The 19,909-nt window shown below is 62.7% G+C and carries 21 protein-coding genes and 1 tRNA gene; 10 read left to right on the forward strand and 12 right to left on the reverse strand.

The annotated features are described in order from the left end of the window. Positions 1-44 precede the first annotated feature (44 nt). The 3 genes from API01S_RS11680 to API01S_RS11690 form a co-directional block, all read right to left on the reverse strand. Positions 45-737, reverse strand: a complete 693-nt coding sequence (locus tag API01S_RS11680) for a cytochrome b/b6 domain-containing protein (RefSeq protein ID WP_006218398.1) — start codon at positions 735-737, stop codon at positions 45-47. A 119-nt stretch (positions 738-856) separates the two neighbouring features. Then, the gene (locus API01S_RS11685; protein WP_006218399.1) at positions 857-1,138 is read right to left on the reverse strand and encodes a hypothetical protein; all 282 of its coding nucleotides are present in this window, start codon (positions 1,136-1,138) and stop codon (positions 857-859) included. Positions 1,139-1,871: 733 nt separating this feature from the next. Continuing rightward, positions 1,872-2,231 (reverse strand): hypothetical protein, encoded by a 360-nt coding sequence (locus API01S_RS11690; protein WP_061304546.1) that lies wholly within the window; start codon positions 2,229-2,231, stop codon positions 1,872-1,874. A 114-nt stretch (positions 2,232-2,345) separates the two neighbouring features. Between API01S_RS11690 and API01S_RS11695 the strand changes: the two genes are divergently transcribed. The 3 genes from API01S_RS11695 to API01S_RS11705 all read left to right on the forward strand — a co-directional run bounded on the left by API01S_RS11695 (position 2,346) and on the right by API01S_RS11705 (position 4,905). Next, positions 2,346-2,852: a GNAT family N-acetyltransferase gene (locus API01S_RS11695; protein ID WP_061304548.1), complete on the forward strand. Its 507-nt coding sequence runs from the start codon at positions 2,346-2,348 to the stop codon at positions 2,850-2,852. A gap of 183 nt (positions 2,853-3,035) precedes the next feature. Continuing rightward, a complete protein-coding gene (locus API01S_RS11700) occupies positions 3,036-3,740 on the forward strand; it encodes a DUF3053 family protein (RefSeq protein WP_061304549.1) in 705 nt (234 codons plus the stop codon). A 67-nt stretch (positions 3,741-3,807) separates the two neighbouring features. Then, complete coding sequence (locus API01S_RS11705) at positions 3,808-4,905, forward strand: AI-2E family transporter (protein ID WP_061304551.1); 1,098 nt, start codon at positions 3,808-3,810, stop codon at positions 4,903-4,905. A 30-nt stretch (positions 4,906-4,935) separates the two neighbouring features. Here API01S_RS11705 and API01S_RS11710 read toward each other — a convergent pair whose 3' ends face one another. Continuing rightward, positions 4,936-6,834, reverse strand: coding sequence for a DUF4153 domain-containing protein (locus API01S_RS11710; RefSeq protein ID WP_061304553.1), 1,899 nt, complete (start codon positions 6,832-6,834; stop codon positions 4,936-4,938). Positions 6,835-7,092: 258 nt separating this feature from the next. On the opposite strand from API01S_RS11710, the gene API01S_RS11715 reads away from it, so the two are divergent. Further along, a complete protein-coding gene (locus API01S_RS11715; RefSeq protein ID WP_050727696.1) occupies positions 7,093-8,667 on the forward strand; it encodes a sensor domain-containing diguanylate cyclase in 1,575 nt (524 codons plus the stop codon). Positions 8,668-8,701: 34 nt separating this feature from the next. Here the strand turns inward: API01S_RS11715 and API01S_RS11720 are convergent, their stop codons facing one another. Continuing rightward, positions 8,702-8,941 (reverse strand): hypothetical protein, encoded by a 240-nt coding sequence (locus API01S_RS11720; protein ID WP_039883032.1) that lies wholly within the window; start codon positions 8,939-8,941, stop codon positions 8,702-8,704. 176 nt (positions 8,942-9,117) lie between these two features. On the opposite strand from API01S_RS11720, the gene yddG reads away from it, so the two are divergent. Then, complete coding sequence (yddG, locus tag API01S_RS11725) at positions 9,118-10,023, forward strand: aromatic amino acid DMT transporter YddG (protein WP_050727695.1); 906 nt, start codon at positions 9,118-9,120, stop codon at positions 10,021-10,023. Positions 10,024-10,056: 33 nt separating this feature from the next. Here yddG and API01S_RS11730 read toward each other — a convergent pair whose 3' ends face one another. Continuing rightward, positions 10,057-10,248, reverse strand: coding sequence for a hypothetical protein (locus API01S_RS11730; protein ID WP_006218408.1), 192 nt, complete (start codon positions 10,246-10,248; stop codon positions 10,057-10,059). A 196-nt stretch (positions 10,249-10,444) separates the two neighbouring features. Between API01S_RS11730 and API01S_RS11735 the strand changes: the two genes are divergently transcribed. The 3 genes from API01S_RS11735 (at position 10,445) to API01S_RS11745 (ending at position 12,195) form a co-directional block, all read left to right on the forward strand. Further along, positions 10,445-10,762, forward strand: a complete 318-nt coding sequence (locus API01S_RS11735) for a hypothetical protein (protein WP_231689313.1) — start codon at positions 10,445-10,447, stop codon at positions 10,760-10,762. 135 nt (positions 10,763-10,897) lie between these two features. After that, complete coding sequence (locus tag API01S_RS11740) at positions 10,898-11,089, forward strand: hypothetical protein (RefSeq protein ID WP_006218410.1); 192 nt, start codon at positions 10,898-10,900, stop codon at positions 11,087-11,089. A gap of 197 nt (positions 11,090-11,286) precedes the next feature. Then, positions 11,287-12,195, forward strand: coding sequence for a hypothetical protein (locus API01S_RS11745; RefSeq protein ID WP_050727694.1), 909 nt, complete (start codon positions 11,287-11,289; stop codon positions 12,193-12,195). Between the two features lie 297 nt (positions 12,196-12,492). Here the strand turns inward: API01S_RS11745 and API01S_RS11750 are convergent, their stop codons facing one another. The 5 genes from API01S_RS11750 to egtD all read right to left on the reverse strand — a co-directional run bounded on the left by API01S_RS11750 (position 12,493) and on the right by egtD (position 15,932). Beyond that, positions 12,493-12,837: an addiction module antidote protein gene (locus API01S_RS11750; RefSeq protein WP_006218413.1), complete on the reverse strand. Its 345-nt coding sequence runs from the start codon at positions 12,835-12,837 to the stop codon at positions 12,493-12,495. A gap of 88 nt (positions 12,838-12,925) precedes the next feature. Further along, positions 12,926-13,219, reverse strand: coding sequence for a type II toxin-antitoxin system RelE/ParE family toxin (locus tag API01S_RS28820; protein WP_006218414.1), 294 nt, complete (start codon positions 13,217-13,219; stop codon positions 12,926-12,928). A 178-nt stretch (positions 13,220-13,397) separates the two neighbouring features. Beyond that, a tRNA-Met gene (locus API01S_RS11755) sits at positions 13,398-13,474 on the reverse strand. A 128-nt stretch (positions 13,475-13,602) separates the two neighbouring features. Then, positions 13,603-14,919, reverse strand: coding sequence for an ergothioneine biosynthesis protein EgtB (gene egtB / locus API01S_RS11760; RefSeq protein ID WP_039883035.1), 1,317 nt, complete (start codon positions 14,917-14,919; stop codon positions 13,603-13,605). Between the two features lie 35 nt (positions 14,920-14,954). Further along, the gene (gene egtD, locus API01S_RS11765) at positions 14,955-15,932 is read right to left on the reverse strand and encodes an L-histidine N(alpha)-methyltransferase (protein WP_050727693.1); all 978 of its coding nucleotides are present in this window, start codon (positions 15,930-15,932) and stop codon (positions 14,955-14,957) included. 333 nt (positions 15,933-16,265) lie between these two features. Here egtD and API01S_RS11770 point away from each other — a divergent pair, with 333 nt between their 5' ends. After that, positions 16,266-16,598, forward strand: coding sequence for a DUF883 family protein (locus API01S_RS11770; RefSeq protein WP_006218417.1), 333 nt, complete (start codon positions 16,266-16,268; stop codon positions 16,596-16,598). Between the two features lie 14 nt (positions 16,599-16,612). Beyond that, positions 16,613-18,115, forward strand: coding sequence for a phospholipase D-like domain-containing protein (locus API01S_RS11775; RefSeq protein ID WP_254598566.1), 1,503 nt, complete (start codon positions 16,613-16,615; stop codon positions 18,113-18,115). A 40-nt stretch (positions 18,116-18,155) separates the two neighbouring features. Here the strand turns inward: API01S_RS11775 and API01S_RS11780 are convergent, their stop codons facing one another. Continuing rightward, positions 18,156-19,796: an FMN-binding glutamate synthase family protein gene (locus tag API01S_RS11780; RefSeq protein WP_061304555.1), complete on the reverse strand. Its 1,641-nt coding sequence runs from the start codon at positions 19,794-19,796 to the stop codon at positions 18,156-18,158. Positions 19,797-19,909: the final 113 nt, after the last annotated feature.

Consider the following 19,909-nt stretch of genomic DNA (forward strand, 5'->3'; position numbering starts at 1 on the left):
GGGGGCTTTTTGTTTTCAGGCAAACGAATCGGCGCGTTGGCTGATTACGAAAATGACATATCGGCCACGATTTCCAGTGACCGTATCCACAGCACCAGGCCCGTCACGCACGCGCCCAGCACCAGCGCGCGCAACCACACGACCAAGCCGTCGTGGGCGGGAGGCGTGCCGGCGGGCACGTCCTTGGCGTCGACATTGCCGGTGATGATGGCTCGCACCAGACGCTTGCGGCGAACCAGCGCGTACCACGCGACGGCCAGCAGGTGCAGCGCGATCAGGCCGATGATGACCCACTCGTTCAGCTTGTGCCATGAGGTCATCGCGGCGGCGGTGGCTTCGCTGACGTGACCGAACAGCGGGCCCTGCGTCATGATGTCGTCGGTGGTGAACAGGCCGCTGACGGCTTGAAAGCCGATGACCAGCAGCAGCGCCAATACCGACAAGGCGCCCAGCGGATTGTGCCCGGCGGGGGCGGCCGCGCCTTTCAGGTACTTCGCCACCGCGCCAGGGCCGCGCACGAAGGTGGCGAAGCGCGCATAGCGGGGGCCGACAATGCCCCAGAGCAGGCGGAAGATGATCAGGCCCAGCGCGGTACAGCCGAAGCGCACGTGCCAGTCCATATACAGGCCACCCAACTTGACGCTGACGAACGCGCCAACGATACAGACGACAAGCGCCCAGTGAAATAGACGAGTGGGAAGATCCCAGATCCGAACCGCGAGTCGGTTGTTCTGCATGTTGAGATTGCCAGGGGCAGGGGGCTGTGTTGCGAGCGACTTTATCACGCCACAATGAAATCGCCGCGCATCAGGCGCGGCGAGGTTTTCAGCGAATCGGCGCGTCGCGCCGATGGGCTTTAGTGCGAAGCGTTGCGCACCGATTCGATACGATGCACATGCTCGTGGCGAAAGCGGATCCGCTGGCCGGGCGCCTTCTGCGTGGTATTGCCGCAAGCCACGACTTCCGTGGTGTAGGTCGTCGTGCCGTTGATCGGCGCGTTGAAGATGACCGTTGCGCGGATGGCCGGGCCATTGGCCGGTTGCAGATGAACGATGTCGCCGATGTGAATCGGGGTGTTGTCCAGCGTCGTGTGAGCCGGGCGGCGGATCAGATCCGAAGTAGTGAAACGAGTATTCATGGTGTGTGTTCTCTTAAGTTCTAGTTATTAGAAAAGCTGCGTGTTGCGCATGCTGCGAAGGGCGGACGTACCAAAAGCGCCTCGCGTCCTCGCGTTTGCCCTGTCGCCGGGTTAATTCAGACAGGGCAGGCATGACACTAACGCATAAGTGTTGCCGTCAGTTTGCGCATTCTCATGTTTTTTGCGTGCGCGCGTAACGGGGTGCTGCGGGGGTGCTGCGATCCGGCGCCATCGGTCAGTCCTGGACGGCATCGGTTCGAGCCTGTGGGCGGTCATGTCAAAGCATGTGCCTGCGGGCTCAAGGTTCGCTCAGAGCGGGTTGACTCTGGCGGGTGCTGTGCGACCTGGGCTGTGATGGGTTATCACGACCGGGCTGCAACGAGTGTTGTCGCTTCTTGCCAAACCGGACTGGCGGATTGGTGAAGATGAGGCGGGGTAATGCAAGGGATCCGGATGGACGCTGGCGATTTGCGTTTTCGCGTTATGGGTTTTTGCAAACCTGGAGTTGTCGCAAATCGGACTGTCGTCCGGGAGGCCGGGTGGCGCGCGGTTTTCGCGGGCGGGTACCCATGTTTATGCCCCTGATCTGCTATTTTCGGCCAATTTATTCTGCGAAATATGGGGCGCGAAAAAGCATTAGTCGTCGATATTATCGCGTCAGGTGCGGCTTGGCAAGTGTTTTTTTGGAAGGGGACAGAAGCGCCGGGCGCGGCAAGTCTGTCCCTGTGGCGTGTCAGTGCTGGGCCGGGCGGGCCTGCCGCTGGGCTTCGATGATCAGTCCTTCCAGCCGCGGGGACATCCGTAGCGCGACTTGCGCGCCCATCGACCCGTCGGGCTGACGTTCGGTTTCCAGCGCCAGGCTGATGCTTTCGTCATTGAACGCCTCGGGCGCGGCTTCGATTTCAACGTAGCGCGTCAGCAGCGCATCCACCGCCTTCTGGGCGTCTGCCAGGGCCTCGTCCGACAACTGGCCTTGTCCCAGGTACTGGTTCACCAGACGCGCCAGGTCGTCCATGAAGTACAGCAGCGCGGCCGCGCCTCTGCAATCGGGCAAAGTGAAGCCCCAAGGGGTGGGAGTAGCGTGTTGGGTCATGGGTGATGCGGGCCAGGTTGCGAGCGGCCGGTTGGCCGGAATTGCGCATTTTAAGGGAAAGGGCGGGCGCACCGGCTGCGGCCGCAACGGGCTTGAGGCATACTTTCGAGCCTTATGATCCGACCCGCCCATTCCCGCGACCTGGCCTGCCTGGCCGATATCGAACGTTCGGCCGCGCAACGTTTTCGCGGCACGGCCATGGATTGGGCCGCAGACGGCGATCCCCTGTCTTTGGATGTTCTACTGCAGGCCCTGCTGGCCGGCTTGCTCTGGGTCGCCGAACGCGAAGATCAGGTGTGTGGTTTTGCGCTGGCCACGCCTGTGGAGGGCGACCTTTTCCTGACGGAAGTGTCCGTGGCCTTGCCCGCGCAAGGTCAGGGATGCGGCCGCGCGCTGATGCAGGCCGTACTGGACCATGCGCGCAATGCGGCCAGATACGAAGCCGTGCTGCTGACGACGGATCGCCAACTGCCTTGGAACGCGCCGTTTTACCGGAGGCTGGGCTTTCATGACGTGGCGCCGCCCTATTCAGCGGCATTGCAGGCGCGTTTGCTGGCCGAAGTGCAGGCTGGCTTTGACCCCGAACGACGCTGCGTGATGGCCTATCCGCTGGCTCGATGAACGCACCTGATGCTTCCGACAGTCCTCTGTGTCAACTCGCTTCGATCGCAACAAATTCCGCCCTCGGTCGGCGCGCAGCGGGCGCTTCGGGATAATCTGCCCCCATGCGCCTGCTTGCGCTTGTCCGTAAGGCGCACCCAGGCAAGTCCGATCATCAATCCGCTGAAGACAAGGAGGATACGCATGTCACTATGGCGAGCCTGCCTGACAGGGCTGGCGATGGCGTCGATGCTGTTGATAGCGGCGTGCGTCAATAAAGAACCCCAGGAGCGCGCAGCGTTCATCCAACTGCTGCAAGCGCGGGTCAATGACGATGCCTTGTTGCCGCTGCCTACGCTGGACAAGGCCGAGAAAAAAGCCGTGGGCGACTACGCCGACGCCTACGAGGTCATTACCGATTTCCAGCTGCAAATGGCCAAGTCGGCGCAAGACATGCATGCGGTGCTTGAGCTGGAGACGATCCGGTCAGTGGGTGAAATCATGCAGCGGCAGGCCGGACTCGAGGTCGCGCGGAAAACGCTGGCCGACAGCGCGGGCCGGCTTGAGGATGCGCGTTCGAAGGCCGATAGCGCGCGCGCCAAGCTGCAATTGCCGGCCGACCTGGCGCCCGTGTATGACGGCGTCTATGACGAGGCCGTGACCGACCCTGCGACTGAGCTCATGCGGGCTGCTTCAAGAATGGACTCGGTGGCGCGCGATGCGCTTGGCATCGCGGCCTTCGTGGCGGCCAACGCCGCCGATATCCAGTTGGTGGAGGGCCAGGCGCGCGTGGCGACGCCCACGCTACAGCAGGAGCTGAACCTGCGCCTGCAAGGGCTGAACGCGCAATCGGACGCACTGACCCAGGCGCGTCGCACGATCCTGCTGGCCGCGCGCCGCGGCGAGTGACCCGGCGCGGACTTGCGGGCTTTGTACAATGCGGGTCTCGCGGCGTTCGCCGTGCCTGGAACGGAACATGAGCGAATCATCCAGCTTGCACCACAGAACCTTTCTGCTCCTGCTCGTGGTGGTCTCCATCGCGTTCGGCTGGCTTTTGTGGCCTTTCTACGGCGCTGTTTTCTGGGGCGCCATTCTTGCGATCATCTTCGGACCCTTGCAGCGGCGCCTCGTCAAGCGCATGGGCGGTCGGCGCAACCTTTCGGCGCTGATCACATTATTGGGCGTACTACTGCTGGTCATCCTGCCGCTGGTGGCGATCTCCGGTTCGTTGGTGCGCGAAGGCGCGAATCTTTACCAAAGCATCAAATCCGGTGAGTTGAATTTCGGCGCGTACTTTCAGCAGGCGATGGCGGCGTTGCCCCCGTCCGTACACGACGTGCTGGCCCGCTTTGACCTGGCCGACATTCCCAGCCTTCAGGAAAAGCTCAGTGCGGGCGCGATGCAGGCCAGCCAGTTCCTGGCGACCCAGGCACTGAGCATCGGACAGGACACGTTCCAATTCGTCATCAGCTTCGGCATCATGCTTTATCTGCTGTTTTTCCTGCTGCGCGACGGGCCGGAACTGTCGGCACGCATCAAGCGCGCCATGCCTCTGAGCGAAGCGCACAAGCAGCATCTGTTCCGCAAGTTCACGACCGTGGTGCGCGCGACCGTCAAGGGCAATATCGCGGTAGCGGCGGCGCAAGGGGCGTTGGGCGGCATCATCTTTTCGGTCTTGTCGATCCAGGGCGCGCTGCTGTGGGGCGTGATCATGGGCTTTCTGTCCTTGCTGCCGGCAGTTGGCGCGGGCCTGATCTGGGCGCCCGTTGCGATCTACTTCCTGCTGACGGGCGCGGTAGTCAAAGGCGCGGTGCTGATCGCATTCGGCGTGCTGGTCATCGGCATGGTCGACAACGTGCTGCGCCCGATCCTGGTGGGCAAGGACACCAAGATGCCCGACTACGTGGTGCTGATTTCCACGTTGGGCGGCATGGCGCTGTTCGGCCTGAACGGCTTTGTGATCGGTCCGCTGATCGCCGCGCTGTTCATGGCAAGCTGGGATCTTTTCTCGCCCACGCCCACGCCCAGGTCCACGCCCGAGCGCCAGGACGAGCTGCCGCTGCCGCCAAAGTAGCGGCATCGGTCCGCGTTTGCCCGGCTTCGGTCAGTGCAGGCGCAATAGCCGGTCGCCGATGATCAGGTCCAGGTCGGTGCGGGGGCGGGTACGTACCAGCCCCTGCTTCAGGGCCTGTTCCACATCGTCCACGCCCGTGACGTCGTCGATGGGCTGTTCAAAGCTGATGGCGTGCAGGTTGCCCAGGTGGCGCCATTGGCCCGCGGCGTCGGGCGCGAACACGCTGAACTTTTCGCGCTCGGGGTATTGTGCGGCCGCCGTCGGCGCCACGTACAGGATCAATTCATCACTGCCGTCGCCCGTCAGGTCGGCGAAGATCACGCGGCAGCGCTGCGCCGGCGCGGGATGAGCCACGCGCCGATCGGCCTCGCGCGGATCAGCCTCGTGTAGATCGGCATCGCGTGTATCCGCCGAGGTTGTGCAGGCCCGCGCCAAGGCGGGATATTCGCGCCGCAGGTAGCGCCACCAATCCGGCGGAATGTCGCGGCCCTCGGGCACGGTGGCAAGCGGCCCGGGCTCGTCAGAAGCTTGGGCTGCCCTCTGTTCCAACGGGTCGTCCCAGCGGAAATAACCCCCCTTGAGTGTTTCTTTTGCGGCCTCGGCGATGCGAGGGTCGCGCGCATCCGCCGCGCCATCGGCCAGGCGGCGCAGCGCGTCGAGCCCCCATATGCCGTAGTCGCTGCGCATGGCGTGAAAGCTGAAATCCTGCGGTTCTTTGCGCCCGTCGATGAGCCGCTGCAACTGGCTGTCGGCGGTCAGCCGCAGCGGGTTGGCAAGCGGCGTGCTGAACGCCAGCAGCAATGCCAGCGTCGCAAAAGCCGCTACCAGATTGGTGACGGCGAGCGCCGCGTGATGGTGCGCGCCGCGCAGCGCGGCCCACGCATAGCCCGCTCCGTACAACACCAGTATCGCGGCCCCGCCCACGCCCCACGCGCGCAGCACCGTCCACCCGTACTGCTCGACGCGAACCGCCGCGCCGTACAAGGCTACGGCTGCCAATGGCAACAGGCACGCCATGGCCCAGCGCAGCAGCCGGCGCAAGCGTGGTCCAAAGGGATCCGCATGCGCTCCGTCCTGCCACGCCGCGTTGATCAGCTTGATCCACACCAGCGAAAACACGATCAACGCGCCTGCGGACAATTGCACGGCTTGCAGGCCAAGCGCCAGCCTGGCGGCCAGCGCGATGGTGAAAGCCAGGCCCACCAGCGATACCAGCGGCAGCAGCCACGCGTTGAGGGTCAGCCATGCGCGTTGCAGGATATCGGTCAACGCGGGCCGGCGGCGCACGCCCACCAGGCACGCGGCAAGAATCATCGGCCACACCAGAAAGCGGAACGTCGTGTCTTCGACCAGATTGCGTATGGCTCGAATGCCGATCATGTCGAACATCGCTCCGGCAGCGGCCATCAGCAGGTACACGGATGAAGCCAGGCAAAGGCTCAACCCCAGGTGGACCGCGTTGCGCCAAGCGGCTCGGAATAGGGCGGGGTAGTTCCAGCCAGCGCGGTTGACGTCCAGAGCCTGTATCAACGGCAGCGATATGAAACCTGCGATGCCGGTCAGCAACAGCGCCATTGCGGTTTCGCCTCGGCCTGCCCATCCGCCGTTTTCGTTCGGCAGGGACCCAAACGCGGCGGTCATGCCGTAAGCAGTGACCAGGGGCAGCGCTACGCCAAAGACAACCAGTGCCACCCCCCAGCGCCGCAGGCTTTTCATGCCGGAAAGCAAAGCCGCCGCAAGCGGAGTCAGCGTCAGCCATTGCAGCAGGAAATACAAGGCGAAAGGATGGCCCCAAGGCCAGGCCCGGTGCGCGATCAATTGATGCAAGCCCGCGCCGAGCAGCGCGGCGATGGCGCCATGGATCAGGACGGTCCGATCCGACGCGTCCAGACGCGTTGTGCCGGTGCTTTTCAGGGACAGATTATTCATGGCGGCGATAGTAGCAATCCGCCCGCCATCGCGCGCGCCGGGGTGGATGAAACCGTCATCAAATCGTCGCCCGCGCCGATTTTTCGGAGTAAATTGGGGACGCGCTACATCGCAGCCGAAAGAGGTGAAAGCACCTTAAAAAGGCGTCTGAGCGCGGATTGTGCGGTTGCGGGCATCTGCAATAATTTCTGAATTTCATCCGTCCCGACCCGTCGGGGGGGACGTATCGGGAGGCGCATGGTTCCAAGGGGCAAGACAATGGCGGATGCTGAAAGCCTGCCTGGCGTGCGCACGCGCCCTCCACACCGGTACTCGATGCGCGCCGGTCTGCTGACACTCGTATTTGCCTGTATTTTGCCGGCCCTGGTGGTGGCGTCGGTGGCGGTTTACGAAAGCTATGTCGTGCAGAAAGAACGCATCTTGCGGGACACGATTTTCCTGGCCCGCAACCTTGCCTCCACACTTGATCGCGAAATGACGGGCGTGGAATCTGGCTTGCAGATGCTGGCCGCATCGCCGGACCTGCTCAGTGGCGACCTGGCCAGCTTTCACCAGCGTGCGCGGGATTCCTTGCGCTTTCAGATCGTGGACAGCTATGTCCTGACCGACGCGGACGGGCAACAGGTCATCAACACGCTTGCCCCTTTTGGTTCGCCGCTTCCGTCCAGCGGCGCGCCGGAAGAGCTGCACCGGGTGTTCACCACGCGCGCACCGGTGCTGACCAGTCTGTTCACCGGGGGCGTCAGCCGCAAGCAGACCATCGCGCTGGGCGTGCCGGTCGTGCGCGGGGACCGCGTCATCTACAGTTTGAACGTGGGCTTGTCGCCGGACCGTATCGGCAACGCATTGGCCCGGCGCAGTCTGCCAGAAGGCTGGGTGGCGGCGGTGCTGGATGGCTCGGGAACGATCGTCGCGCGCACGCGCGACGGCGCGAAATTTGTCGGGCAAAAAGCCGTGCCCGCACTTGCGCGGGCCGTGCAACAAGAAAACGAAGGCGCGTTCGAATCCATCACCAAGGACGGCACGCCCGTCTACACCGCCTTCAGCCGATCCTCCGTGTCGGGGTGGACGGTGGCCGCTGGCGCGCCCATGAGTCTGGTGACGACGGATCTATATCGTTCAATAGGCTGGCTGGCGTTGGGCACCTTGTTTGCCTTCGGCCTGGGGCTATGGTTGGCGCTGCGGCTGGCCAATCGCCTGACCTCGGCCGTGCAGGGCCTGGTCGGGCCGGCGCTGGCGTTGGGCGAAGGCCGCACCGTCGAACTCGCTGGCACCAGCGTCAAAGAGGCCGAAGAAGTCGGTACCGCCTTGCTGCAAGCGTCGCGCATGTTGGCCCACGCCCAGCACCTTGCGCATTACGATCCGTTGACCGGCCTGTGCAATAGGGTGCTGTTCGGCGAACTGGTATTGCGCGAACTGTCCGTCGCCCAGCGCAGCGGCGAATCCTTCGCGCTGTTGGCAATCGACCTGGATGGCTTCAAGGCGGTCAACGACCTGCACGGCCATGCCGCGGGTGACACCGTCTTGAAGGAAGCCGCAGATCGCATGGCGCGGGCGATACGCGTGTCGGACGTAGCGGCTCGATTGGGCGGCGACGAATTTGCCGTGCTGCTGATGGGCGTGGGTCAGGAGCAAGCGCAGGCGGTGGCCGAAGCGCTGGTTGAAAGCCTGTCGCTGCCGTATCCAGGCATCGACGTGGCGGTGTCGGCAAGCGTTGGCATCGCCATCTATCCCGACTCGGGCATCACGATGTTGCAACTGCTGGAGCGGGCCGACGTGGCGCTCTACAAGGCAAAGAAAGAGGGCAAGCGGCGCGTGGCGTGGGACCGATAAGGCCCCAGCCACGCGCCTTTCAGGCATCGGGCCGTCAGGTTTGCTGAGGCGCCAAAGCCGTCAGCACTTCGCCCGATGTCAGGCGATAACGCCGTTCGCCCAGCGCAATAACGCTTTCTCCTTCAGACGTTCTCATGATGTAGCGCGACGCCGCGATCGGCGGCGGGTCTGACGGGCCAGGATCATCCGCTTGCAGGAAAACCTCGATCCGATAGAGCCGGCCAGACTCTGTGCTGGCCAACACATCGCTCAATCTGCGTATGGAAATAGCCATGCGCCTGATACTCCCTCTTATTGGATGCTGCTGTGGGTCTGTTATGTATCCTGACGCGGATATCGCCGCGTCGGTTGGGTCACTACGATAACGATTGGTTTTCGCTACACTGCCCGCCTGCCGCCGCTGGTGCACGGGGACGGCGGAAGGGTTAAAGCCAACAAGCGGAAGCGGTTATGCCATTGTCTCCCGGCCGAAATACGGCCACATTTTTCGGTCTGCTGGCGATCTTGCTGTGGGGCACGGTCGTTGGTCTGATCCGTAGCGTCAGCGAGCATTTCGGCGCCATCGGAGGCGCCGCGCTAATTTATACGGTAGGTTCCGCCTTTCTTGTGTGTCTGCTCGGGTTTCCAACGTTACGAAGTTTTCCGCGCCCTTATCTCATTGTCGGAAGCGTGCTTTTCGTCGCTTATGAAATCTGTCTGTCGCTGTCGCTGGGCTTCGCGCTGGATCGCAGCCAGGCAATTGAATTGGGCATCGTCAATTACCTGTGGCCGTGCCTGACGGTGTTGTTTGCCATCGTCATGAACGGGCAGCGCGCCAATGCATGGGTAGTGCCCGGCATATTGCTGTCGGTATGCGGAATCGTTTGGGTCGTGGGCGGATCGAGTCTGTCTTGGGAACGCACGCTGACGAACATTTCCAGCAACCCCCTCAGTTATGGGCTGGCGTTGGGTGGCGCCATTATCTGGGCCGTGTACTGCAACGTGACCAAACGATATGCCCAGGGAAAAAATGGCGTGGCGTTGTTCTTTACGCTCACCGCCACGGCCCTGTGGGCAAAATATTTCATCAGCGCCGAGCCGCCGCTGGTATTTACCGCTGCGGCCACGCTGGAGCTTTGTGTCACCGGCGGCGCGATGGCTGCCGGATACGCGTTGTGGAACGTGGGAATACTGCGAGGCAATCTCACGTTGCTGGCGACGGCGTCCTATTTCACCCCGGTGCTTTCCACTTTTTTCGCAGCCGTTTGGCTGGCCACCCACCTGACCGCGTCGTTCTGGCAAGGGGTGGCGATGGTCACCGCCGGTTCTTTGTTGTGCTGGGCGGCGACGAAAAGCAAAGCCGCTCAAGGCGGGTAGCCTCGCGCGGCGGTAACCGGGGTGTGTATGCCGTCAGTCGATCAGCATGGACTGCGCGACCGCGTATCCCAACGGGATCAGCAAAAGCGATGCAAAGGTTGAACTGACAATCGCCGCCGATATCTTCAGCAGGGGCTCGGGGCCCGCGCTTCGAATCGTTTGAATCACCAAACCGACGATACCCATAACCATCAAACAGCTGATTACCACTGCTACGTAAGTCATGTTGTCTCCGTCCTCGCCTGATTAAAGGGATTCGGCGCCGCGTTGTGCGGTCTGTATGTTTGTGCTGATTGTGCGCCTGTATTTGCGGACTTGGCCCTAGGGTTTTCCTGGCGCAATGATCGCGGTGTGGCGTTTTTGCCGCGCGGTGTGCAGCAATAAATCATGTGCGCCCGCAGCAATTCAAACGGCGTAGGCAATGCGCTTCGGCAATGAGCGGATTGCGCTACGATGGCGGCGTCTCATCCCGGAAAAAGGCGGCAACATGCCGAACCGATTGCGCCCTGGCACGCGGGCCACGCTTCAAGTCAGGCAATTGATGCCGGGCGAATTTGCCTGGATCATTACCTTGCTCGACCCCGAAACAGGCAATGTGCAGAGCACCAATTATTCAGAAAAGCGCTACGGCAGCCAGGATGAAGCCTCGGTAGCCGGCAAGGCCGCGGTCGTGGAATTTTTGGGTCGAGACGGAAAGATCGGCGCGGTTCCAGGACGCGACGGTAAGCCCAGGCCGTAGGCGCGCGTTATCGATGAATGCTCAAAAGCCCTCGCATGAGGGCTTTTTTATTGGCCGCGCGCGCGGCGTGGAGCGGGAACGGCACTTGCTGAAGACGGGGGCAGCGCGCTTTGCGCCGCAAGAGGAGAAATCATCATGTCCCAATCCCCGCATCGAGAGCCCGGCCTGCCGGACGATCTGCCGCCGGATGATCCGTCGTTGCCCGGCAATCTGCCGCCCGACGACCCGCTGCCGGACCCCAATCAGCCGCCGGATGATCCTCCGGCCGTTGACCCCACGCCACCCGCGCCGGATCCCCGGTTGCCGGGCACGATCGACCTGGCCTGAGCGCCACGTCCGAATTTTCCGATAAGTCTGAAAAGGAGTCTGTCATGCGTTCCATTTTGCTGTGGCTGCTTGGCGTGCCAATTCCCATCATCATCCTGCTGGCGCTTTTCTGGCATTGATGCTGGTCGGCTCTTGCATCGGCGTCGGTTCGGCACTGCGCGATACCGACGTGAAATAACAATGAACAAGGAATCACCATGGAAAACGCATCATCTTTGAGCCAACCCTACGGCGCCATACCGCCGCGCGAGTCGGCGGTTTCGGCGGTGTCCTGGGCTGCGGTATTCGCGGGCGCCGTGATCGCCGCAGCGCTGTCGCTGGCGTTGTTCGCCGGTGGCTCCGGGCTGGGCTTTCTGTCGGTCTCGCCGTGGGGCGACGAGGGCATGTCGGCGCCTGCCGTAGGCATCAGCATCGTCGCATGGATGCTGTTCACGCAGATCGTGGCATACGGTATCGGTGGGTACGTCGCCGGTCGTCTGCGCACCAAGTGGGTCGATGTGCATTCGGATGAAATCTATTTCCGCGACACGGCGCATGGCTTTCTGGTCTGGGCGTTGAGCGCGGTGGTCAGCGCGGCCCTGTTGGGCTCCGCTCTTGCGACCTTGGCCTCGGGAGCGGCGAAGGCCGGTGCTGCGGTAGCGGCCGGTGCGGGTACGGCGGTCACTGCCACGGCAGCGGCCGGCGCCAGTGGCGGCGGCATGGATCGCGCGACGGATTACTTCACCGACACTTTGATGCGTTCCGATCGTCCCGAAGCCACCGGCAATCGCGACGCCGCCCGCACGGAAGTGGGCCGCATCGTGGCGATGAGCCTGGCTCGCGGCGACATGACGCCCGAAGATCGTGACTACGTCGTGAAGGTGGTGGCCGCGCAGACCGGCCAGGATCCCGCCGTTGCGCAGCGCCGCGTCGAGCAGACTATCGCCAACGCCAAGAAGGCAGCCGACGACGCCAAGCAAAAGGCCAAGGAAGCTGCCGACAAGGCACGCAAGGCCGCCGCCGCGTTCGCGCTGTGGGGTTTCGCATCGATGCTGATCGGCGCTTTCGTCGCCAGCCTGGCCGCAACCTGGGGCGGCAAGCGCCGCGATATGCTGCGTAAGCTTTGAGGAAACTTAGGGTCTAGAGAGTTCAAGCTTGGCCTTGATAGTTCCCTCAGCTCTGCGATGCCAAAGGCCCTCACTTCGGTGAGGGCCTTTTGTATTCTTGTAGCGCATTCGCGGATTCGAACAGGCGACCTTCAGATCATGATGTCGCGAGGGTGTTATTTTTCAATCGTCTATCGGCATGATGGCCGCCTGCGTGATGGCCTACGCCTTGGTCGGGCGGCGAGGGCGAGCGATAGCGGCTCTCGGCTGCACCCTGGTTGGCGGCGATGTGGATGGAGGTCTGCGACGCTCGCCTCTTTATACGAGAGAGACAATGTTGCCGAAGGCTGCAACATCAGAATTTGTCCGGGCGGCGGGAGCCGCGTGCAAAGAAATTCCGAGCGCGCCCATAACCTTCAGGATGGTCGCGAAATCTGGGGATCTATCACCGGAAAGTGCCTTGTACAGGCTTTCGCGGGACATGCCAGTTTGCTTTGCTATTTTTGTCATGCCTTGCGCGCGAGCGATATCTCCCAGCGCTTTTGCAATAAACGCGGCATCGCCTTCGCTATCTTCTATGCACGCATCCAGATAAAGCGCCATCTCTTCGGGTGTACGAAGCCGCTCTGCAACGTCGTATTTTCTAGTTTTTAGCTTTTCCATGTTCCCGCTCCTTTACGCAGGGAGCCTGATCTGAACGCGCGCTTGCCACTACTGCAAACACGCTTTGCCTTTCTTAAAAGGCAAGAGGTTAAAGGCGGGCGACTAGCCTGTAAGCTCTTGCAATGTCAGCTTGCTGAGTAGACTTATCACCCCCTGCCAAGAGGATTACCAGCGTTCCATCATTGCGCTGTGTGTAATACACCCGATAACCGGGGCCTACATCGATCCGTAGTTCTGCAACACCCTTCTCGAGGTTTCGGTGGTCACCCGGGTTGCCTCCGCGCAACCTTTCAATACGTGCCTGGATCCTCGCGCGAGCCCGCAGATCTTTTAAATTCGCTTCGAACTCATCGTAGTCGCTGGTGCTTGCTACTACTCTCATTTCTTGATCCCCTCACGTCTCGCTCCCTCCTCGGTCATGAGAGTGAATCGTATCCTATGGGATACATAAAGGCCAAGTTTATGTAGCCTTTAGGATACGTGCAAGGCGATCAGCGTCGCCTGGGTCCGCCAATGCAAAAGGCCCTCACCGAAGTGAGGGCCTTTTGCATTACAAATTCTGGTGGCGCATCCCTGATTCGAACAGGGGACCTGCGGATTATGATTCCGTCGCTCTAACCGGCTGAGCTAATGCGCCATCTTTTTCGTCTTTCAGTGCCGGTCATCTGTTCGATTTCCGCAGCGCTGATCAGCGAAGAACGAAATTCTAGCATAAAAGTTTTTTCGCGTGCAAGCGGGTGCGTCGCAAAAAATCAGCAAGCCGAATCAAGCATCTCGCGCGAGGCGGATGCCCGAGAATTGCCACCGTGCTTCGGGCGGAAAAAAGTTGCGATAGCTTGCGCGGATATGATCGCGCGGCGTAATGCACGAGCCGCCCCGCAACACATATTGATTGCACATGAACTTGCCGTTGTATTCGCCTACCGCCCCTGCGTCCGGCTTGTAGCCGGGATACGCATCGTAGGCGCTGGCGGTCCATTCCCAGGCGTCGCCAAACAATTGGACGGGGCCGCCCGCGCTGTTGCGCGCCGGAGCGGGGCGGGGTTCCAGGTGGCCGTTTTCCAGCATGTTCGCGCGGCCGGGAAAGACCGGATCCGTCTGTTGGCGGGCTGCGTGCTCCCATTCGGCTTCGCGCGGCAGGCGCACGCGCGCCCACCGTGCGTAGGCGTCGGCCTCGAAGTAGCTGATATGCGTGACGGGCGCCTGCAATTCCGGTTCGCGCATGCCGCGTAGTGTGAAGACCTGCCAGTCGTCGCGTTGGCCTTGCCAGTAGAGCGGGGCTTGCCAACCCTCGGCGCAGACGCGGTCCCAACCTGCCGACAGCCAAAGCTCGGGCCGCTTGTAGCCGCCGTCGCGGATGAATGCCAAATACTCGTGCTGCGTGACCAGGCGGTCGGCCAGGTAGTAGGGCGTCAGCAGGACCTCGTGGGCCGGGCCTTCGTTGTCGAAGCCAAAGCCTCGGCCGTCGTGACCGATACGCGTGATGCCCCCGCCATAACGCGTCCAGCCGGCCGGCGTGGCGGGCGGCAACGCCGGCGAGCCGCCCGCCACGTAGGCAGGTTTGAGCGGATTGAAGGACAGCATGTGCTTGAGATCCGTCAGGATCAATTCCTGATGCTGCTGCTCGTGGTTCAGGCCCAGTTCGAGCAGGGCGTCAAAGGCGGGATCGCTACCCCCCATGCGCGAGATCAGATCGTGCATGGCCGCATCGACATGCTGACGATATTGCAGCACCTCGGACAGCGCCGGGCGCGACAGCAGGCCACGCTGCGGGCGCGGATGCTTCGCGCCGATGGCGTTGTAATAGGAATTGAACAGCATGCGGTACTGCGGATGAAAGACGGAATAGGCCGGGTGGAAGTGAGTAAGCAGGAAGGTTTCGAAAAACCAGGTGGTGTGCGCAAGATGCCACTTCACGGGGCTACAGTCCGGCATCGACTGCACCTGGCAATCTTCGGGACTGAGCGGGGCGGCGAGCGCGGTGCTGGTGGAACGCACGGCATCGTAGCGATCGTGCTGGCCGGCCTGCCCGCTGGCGTAGGGTCCGGTGGCGGGGTGAGTCAGCAGGCAGGCAGGTTCCATGGCGATCCTCCAGTGGCGTTGATGAACTGCCCGCGTCATGCGCGGGCGCTGAAAACCGAAAACCAGCCGCGCGAATCCGACCAGTGAGCAATGTCTTGAAAACCCGCGCGTTGCAGCAGATCCGAGAACGCTTGGGGTGTGAACTTGTAGGAGTTTTCGGTGTGGATGCGGTCACCGATCCGGAACTCGCGTTTGCCGCCCGGCCAGGACACGCGGACGGCGCGTTGTGCTTCCAGGTGCATTTCCACGCGAGAGCGGGCGCTGTTGAACAAGGCGACGTGGCGCCAATCGGCCACGTCGAAATCGCTATTGAGCACCGAGTTGACGTGACGCAGCAGGTTCAGGTTGAAGGCGGCTGTCAGATGCAGCGCGTCGTCGTAGGCGGGTTCAAGCACCTGCTTGGGCTTGACGCGGTCCACCCCCACCAGCAAGCCACCGCCGTCGCACTGCGCGCGGATCCGCTTGAGCATGGCGAGCGCATTCTCGGGATTCAGGTTGCCGATGCTGGAACCGGGATAGAAGAACAGGCGCTGCGCGTCGGGAACGCCAGCGGGCAGGGCCAGGATTTGTGAAAAGTCCTGACCGACGGGCGTAACGTTCAATTCGGGATATGACAGCCGCAACCGTTCGACGGCGGCTTGCAGATAGTCGGCCGAGATGTCGATGGGAATGTAGTGCTTGGGACGCACGCGCGCGAACAGGCGTTCGGCCTTGACGCAATCGCCCGCGCCCAGGTCGATCATCGATTGCACCGGCCCGACGTGGCGCGCGATGTTCTGGCCATGGGTCTGGAAGATCTCTGCTTCACAGCGCGTGGGGTAGTACTCGGGCAGTTGGGTGATGGCGGTGAATAGCGAGGAACCCAACGCGTCGTATAGGAATTTGGGGTCGATATGGGCGGGGTCGTCCAGCAGCCCATCACGCAGTTCGGCCTGCTCGGGACTGGGGGCCTGGGCGTCGTCCGCAACGAAGGACGGCGCGGCGGGAGCGAGCATTGCAGAAGGGGAAACCATGCGTTCATTTCCTTTTTTAGGCGGTTGAAGCGCATTGCAAGGGGGTTATTGTGGCGGCCGGTGGGGCTCCGGTGTCAAGCGTTAAGCCGCTGAATGCAATGGACTTTTACGAAATCGGAACCGGCCGCCAGTCGGGGCGGAACAGGCTCCACGCAGATTCCCCAGCAAGTTTCGGGCCGCTGAAATATCGAATTACGGCTGGTTGCGAAAGCTGGAGCAGTAGCGCGAAATGATCGGCACAATGGGGACATGGTCAACACGTTGGCATGGCGACGCGGCATGGGTTGCGGCGCCTTCCAATTCTTACGACCCCAATCTTCAAAAGGAGCGACTATGAATCGAAAGCACCAACGCGCCGAGATGGCTCTGCACCGTGACCGCGTCAACGATAGCTTCCGCGATCTGCTGTCGGGCACCGAAGACCTTCTGCGTTCGACGGCTTCCTATACGGGCTCCGAAATCGAATCGGCCCGTGCGCGGCTGAAGCAGCAGCTTGCCGAAGCGCGCCACCATGCTGGCGATTGGGAAGGCGCTGCGCGTGAACGCGCGTATCGCGCCAAGGCCTACGCGGATGAATATGTGCATGAACACGCCTGGAAGTCCGTAGGCGTGGCGGCATTGGTAGGCGCCCTGCTGGGTTGCCTGGTGGCCAGCGGCCGGCGTTAAGTCGCGCCGTCGCCATGAAAGTACCGCCGGCCTCGGGCCGGATTGGACAAGCGCCGGGCGCGCCTTCTGGGGCGTCCGGCGCTTGCCGTTGGGCGCGTGCGCTGGCTTTCACTTGCGTCGCCACGTTGCTGGCGGCCTGTGCCAGCGTGCCGGATGCCGCCGACCGAGAGGCGCGGAAAACGCAAGCGGGGCTGTCGGCCCAGGCGGCGCGCGATAGTTACCAGCGCGGCCAGCACATTGCGGCCGACCCGAAAACACCTAAAGATGATTTTCTGGCGCGGCACCTGGCGGTCGAGCAGGCTGTCAGCGGCACGCCGCTGTCGGCGGGCAACCAGGTCAAGCTGTTGGCGGACGGCCCCAGCACCTACCGGGAAATGTTGAAATCCATTGCGCAGGCGCACCGCTATGTGCACATGGAAACGTACATCTTCGAGGACGACGCCGAAGGGGCGCGCTTTGCCGAAGCGCTGATCGCCGCGCGCAACCGTGGCGCGGAAGTCTCGCTGATGGTGGACGCGGTAGGCACCATCAAGACGCCCGACGCCTTGTTCCAGCGTTTGCGCGACGCCGGGGTTCAAGTGGCGGTGTTCAATCCCGTCAACCCGGTCAGCGCTCGCGCGGGCTGGTCGCCGAACCAGCGCAACCACCGCAAAGTGCTGGTCGTGGACGGCAAGGTGGGATACGTCGGCGGCATCAATGTCAGCAGCGTTTACGAATCGGCGCCGGGGTCGGCCGCAGGTTCCGGCCCGGGCTCGGGCGGTGGATCCGCCAGCGGCGCGGATGCGAAGTCGAAATCCAAGCCAGATTCCAAACCGGACGCCAAGGCGGCGCCATGGCGCGACACGCATCTACGCATCGACGGGCCCGCCGTGGCGCAGTTGGAGCAGGTCATCCAGGCGGGTTGGGCGTCACAGTCCGACGAACCCATCAGGGGTGGTGGCACGTATGTGGCGCCGCCGTCTGGGTCGACTTCCGTTCGCATCCTGGCGAATCAGCCGGATCGCAGTGACGGCTACACCGTCTATCTGACACTGATGTCCGCGTTCGAAAGCGCGCAGAAATCTATCCACATCACGATGGCGTACTTCGTGCCGGACCCGGCCTTCATCGAGGTGTTGGCGGCTGCCGCGCGGCGGGGCGTGGACGTGGTGCTGGTGTTGCCCGGCTTCAGCGATTCGTCGCTGGTGTTCAACGCCGGACGCTCGCATTACATCGATCTGCTGGAGGCCGGTGTCAAGCTCTACGAGCGTCGCGATGCCTTGCTGCATGCCAAGACGGCGGTGGTCGACGGGGTCTGGTCCACCGTGGGCTCCAGCAACATGGACTGGCGCAGTTTCGCGCTGAACTACGAGATCAACGCGGTCGTGCTGGGCCCGGAATTCGCTGGCCAGATGGAAGCCCTGTTCCAGCGCGACGTGGCCGATTCCGTGCCCATCACGCAGGAAGCGTGGCGTCAGCGTGGCGCTGACGACCGCTTCATGGAATTCTTTTCGCGCATGTTTGAACGCTGGCTCTAGAGGCGTCGTCGCCACCCGCACAGGGTGGCGACGCGTGCCGCTATGCGCGGTGGTCCGCCAACGCCGTCGTGATGTCCTGGGTCGGTTGGAACGACTGTGCTTGCGCCATACCCCAACCCACGCGAAACACCTGATGACGGAACTCGCCGCGCAGCAGCTCGCCCGGCGCCAACTCCGGAAACAACGCCGACAACAAACGGATTTCGCTGGACGATATGCGACGCGCGATGTGGTGCGGACGCAGTTGGCCGGGATGGGTCAAGCCAGCGGCGGCCAATAGCTCGGCCAGCGCGTGCAGCGTATTGCGATGAAAGTTGGCGACGCGCTGCGCCTTGTCGGGCACGACCAGCGCGCGTTGCCGCAAGGGGTCTTGCGTCGTGACGCCGGTGGGGCATTTGCCGGTATGGCAAGCCTGGGCCTGGATGCAGCCGATAGCGAACATGAAGCCGCGCGCCGCATTGCACCAGTCGGCGCCCATGGCCATCACGCGCGCCATGTCGAACGCCGTAATGATTTTTCCCGACGCGCCGATCTTGATGCGGTCGCGCAGGTTCACGCCGATGAGCGTGTTGTGAACGAGGCGCAGCGCCTCGCGCAAAGGGGTGCCCACGTGGTCCACGAATTCGACCGGGGCCGCGCCGGTGCCGCCTTCCGCGCCATCGACCACGATGAAGTCTGGCGCGATGCCGGTCTCCAGCATGGCCTTGACGATGGCGAACCATTCCCAAGGGTGGCCGACGCAGAATTTGAAGCCCACGGGTTTGCCGCCTGATAGTTCGCGCAGGCGCGCCACGAATTTCATCAGCCCGATCGGCGTGTCGAAGGCCGAATGGCTGGCGGGGGAATTGCAGTCCTGCCACGCGGCCACGCCGCGCGCTTCGGCAATTTCGGGAGTGACCTTGCCTGCGGGCAGGATGCCGCCGTGGCCCGGCTTGGCCCCTTGCGACAGCTTGATTTCAATCATCTTCACCTGCGGCGTACAGGCGTTCTTGACGAAGGCCTCTTCCGAGAAAGCGCCTTGTTCATCGCGACATCCGAAGTAGCCCGACCCGATGTTCCACACCAGGCTGCCACCGGGCTGGCGATGGTAGCGGCTGATGCCGCCTTCGCCCGTGTCGTGCGCGAAATCGCCCTGGCGCGCGCCCTCGTTCAAGGCCAACACAGCATTGGCGGACAGCGCGCCAAAGCTCATGGCCGACACGTTGAAGGCCGACATGGAATAGGGCTGCTTGCACTCCGGGCCGCCCACGGTGACGCGGAAGTCCGTGTCGTTGATGTGCGAGGGCGACATGGAATGGTTGATCCATTCGTAGCGGTCGCCGTACACGTCTTCCTGCGTGCCGAAGGGACGCTTGTCGATTTCGCGCTTGGCGCGCTGGTAGACGATGGATCGCTGCGCGCGGGAAAACGGCGCGGCCTGCGTGTCGTCTTCCAGGAAGTATTGGCGGATCTCGGGGCGGATGAATTCGAACAAGAAACGCAGGTTGCCGATGACGGGATAGTTGCGTCGGATGGCGTGGCGCGTCTGGTTCAGGTCATAGACGCCCAGCACGCCCAGCATCGCCAGCGGAACGGCGGCCCATAGCCAGCCCAGCGAACTGGTGAACGCCAGGACGGCGGTGACGACGGCGCCTATCAGGGTCAACAAAAAGGCCGTGTAACGGCCAAGAATCCAACTCATGTTCCTCTCCGCGGTGCGCAAGTGACGCCACCATACACCAGCCAGCCCTCCCGAAAAAAGAAAGCCCCCTTAAAAAGGGGGCGGTGCGTGGAACACTGTTTTTCAGTATCGAG

The sequence above is a fragment of the Achromobacter piechaudii NBRC 102461 genome, from assembly GCF_001571245.1.
In the GTDB taxonomy this organism is placed as follows: domain Bacteria; phylum Pseudomonadota; class Gammaproteobacteria; order Burkholderiales; family Burkholderiaceae_B; genus Achromobacter; species Achromobacter piechaudii.

Excerpts from the sequence above, each read along its gene's own strand:
- API01S_RS11680 (WP_006218398.1), bottom strand. The coding sequence starts at position 737 with ATGCAGAACAACCGACTCGCGGTTCGGATCTGGGATCTTCCCACTCGT.
- API01S_RS11685 (WP_006218399.1), bottom strand. The coding sequence starts at position 1,138 with ATGAATACTCGTTTCACTACTTCGGATCTGATCCGCCGCCCGGCTCAC.
- API01S_RS11690 (WP_061304546.1), bottom strand. The coding sequence starts at position 2,231 with ATGACCCAACACGCTACTCCCACCCCTTGGGGCTTCACTTTGCCCGAT.
- API01S_RS11695 (WP_061304548.1), top strand. The coding sequence starts at position 2,346 with ATGATCCGACCCGCCCATTCCCGCGACCTGGCCTGCCTGGCCGATATC.
- API01S_RS11700 (WP_061304549.1), top strand. The coding sequence starts at position 3,036 with ATGTCACTATGGCGAGCCTGCCTGACAGGGCTGGCGATGGCGTCGATG.
- API01S_RS11705 (WP_061304551.1), top strand. The coding sequence starts at position 3,808 with ATGAGCGAATCATCCAGCTTGCACCACAGAACCTTTCTGCTCCTGCTC.
- API01S_RS11710 (WP_061304553.1), bottom strand. The coding sequence starts at position 6,834 with ATGAATAATCTGTCCCTGAAAAGCACCGGCACAACGCGTCTGGACGCG.
- API01S_RS11715 (WP_050727696.1), top strand. The coding sequence starts at position 7,093 with ATGGCGGATGCTGAAAGCCTGCCTGGCGTGCGCACGCGCCCTCCACAC.
- API01S_RS11720 (WP_039883032.1), bottom strand. The coding sequence starts at position 8,941 with ATGGCTATTTCCATACGCAGATTGAGCGATGTGTTGGCCAGCACAGAG.
- yddG (WP_050727695.1), top strand. The coding sequence starts at position 9,118 with ATGCCATTGTCTCCCGGCCGAAATACGGCCACATTTTTCGGTCTGCTG.
- API01S_RS11730 (WP_006218408.1), bottom strand. The coding sequence starts at position 10,248 with ATGACTTACGTAGCAGTGGTAATCAGCTGTTTGATGGTTATGGGTATC.
- API01S_RS11735 (WP_231689313.1), top strand. The coding sequence starts at position 10,445 with ATGCGCTTCGGCAATGAGCGGATTGCGCTACGATGGCGGCGTCTCATC.
- API01S_RS11740 (WP_006218410.1), top strand. The coding sequence starts at position 10,898 with ATGTCCCAATCCCCGCATCGAGAGCCCGGCCTGCCGGACGATCTGCCG.
- API01S_RS11745 (WP_050727694.1), top strand. The coding sequence starts at position 11,287 with ATGGAAAACGCATCATCTTTGAGCCAACCCTACGGCGCCATACCGCCG.
- API01S_RS11750 (WP_006218413.1), bottom strand. The coding sequence starts at position 12,837 with ATGGAAAAGCTAAAAACTAGAAAATACGACGTTGCAGAGCGGCTTCGT.
- API01S_RS28820 (WP_006218414.1), bottom strand. The coding sequence starts at position 13,219 with ATGAGAGTAGTAGCAAGCACCAGCGACTACGATGAGTTCGAAGCGAAT.
- egtB (WP_039883035.1), bottom strand. The coding sequence starts at position 14,919 with ATGGAACCTGCCTGCCTGCTGACTCACCCCGCCACCGGACCCTACGCC.
- egtD (WP_050727693.1), bottom strand. The coding sequence starts at position 15,932 with ATGGTTTCCCCTTCTGCAATGCTCGCTCCCGCCGCGCCGTCCTTCGTT.
- API01S_RS11770 (WP_006218417.1), top strand. The coding sequence starts at position 16,266 with ATGAATCGAAAGCACCAACGCGCCGAGATGGCTCTGCACCGTGACCGC.
- API01S_RS11775 (WP_254598566.1), top strand. The coding sequence starts at position 16,613 with ATGAAAGTACCGCCGGCCTCGGGCCGGATTGGACAAGCGCCGGGCGCG.
- API01S_RS11780 (WP_061304555.1), bottom strand. The coding sequence starts at position 19,796 with ATGAGTTGGATTCTTGGCCGTTACACGGCCTTTTTGTTGACCCTGATA.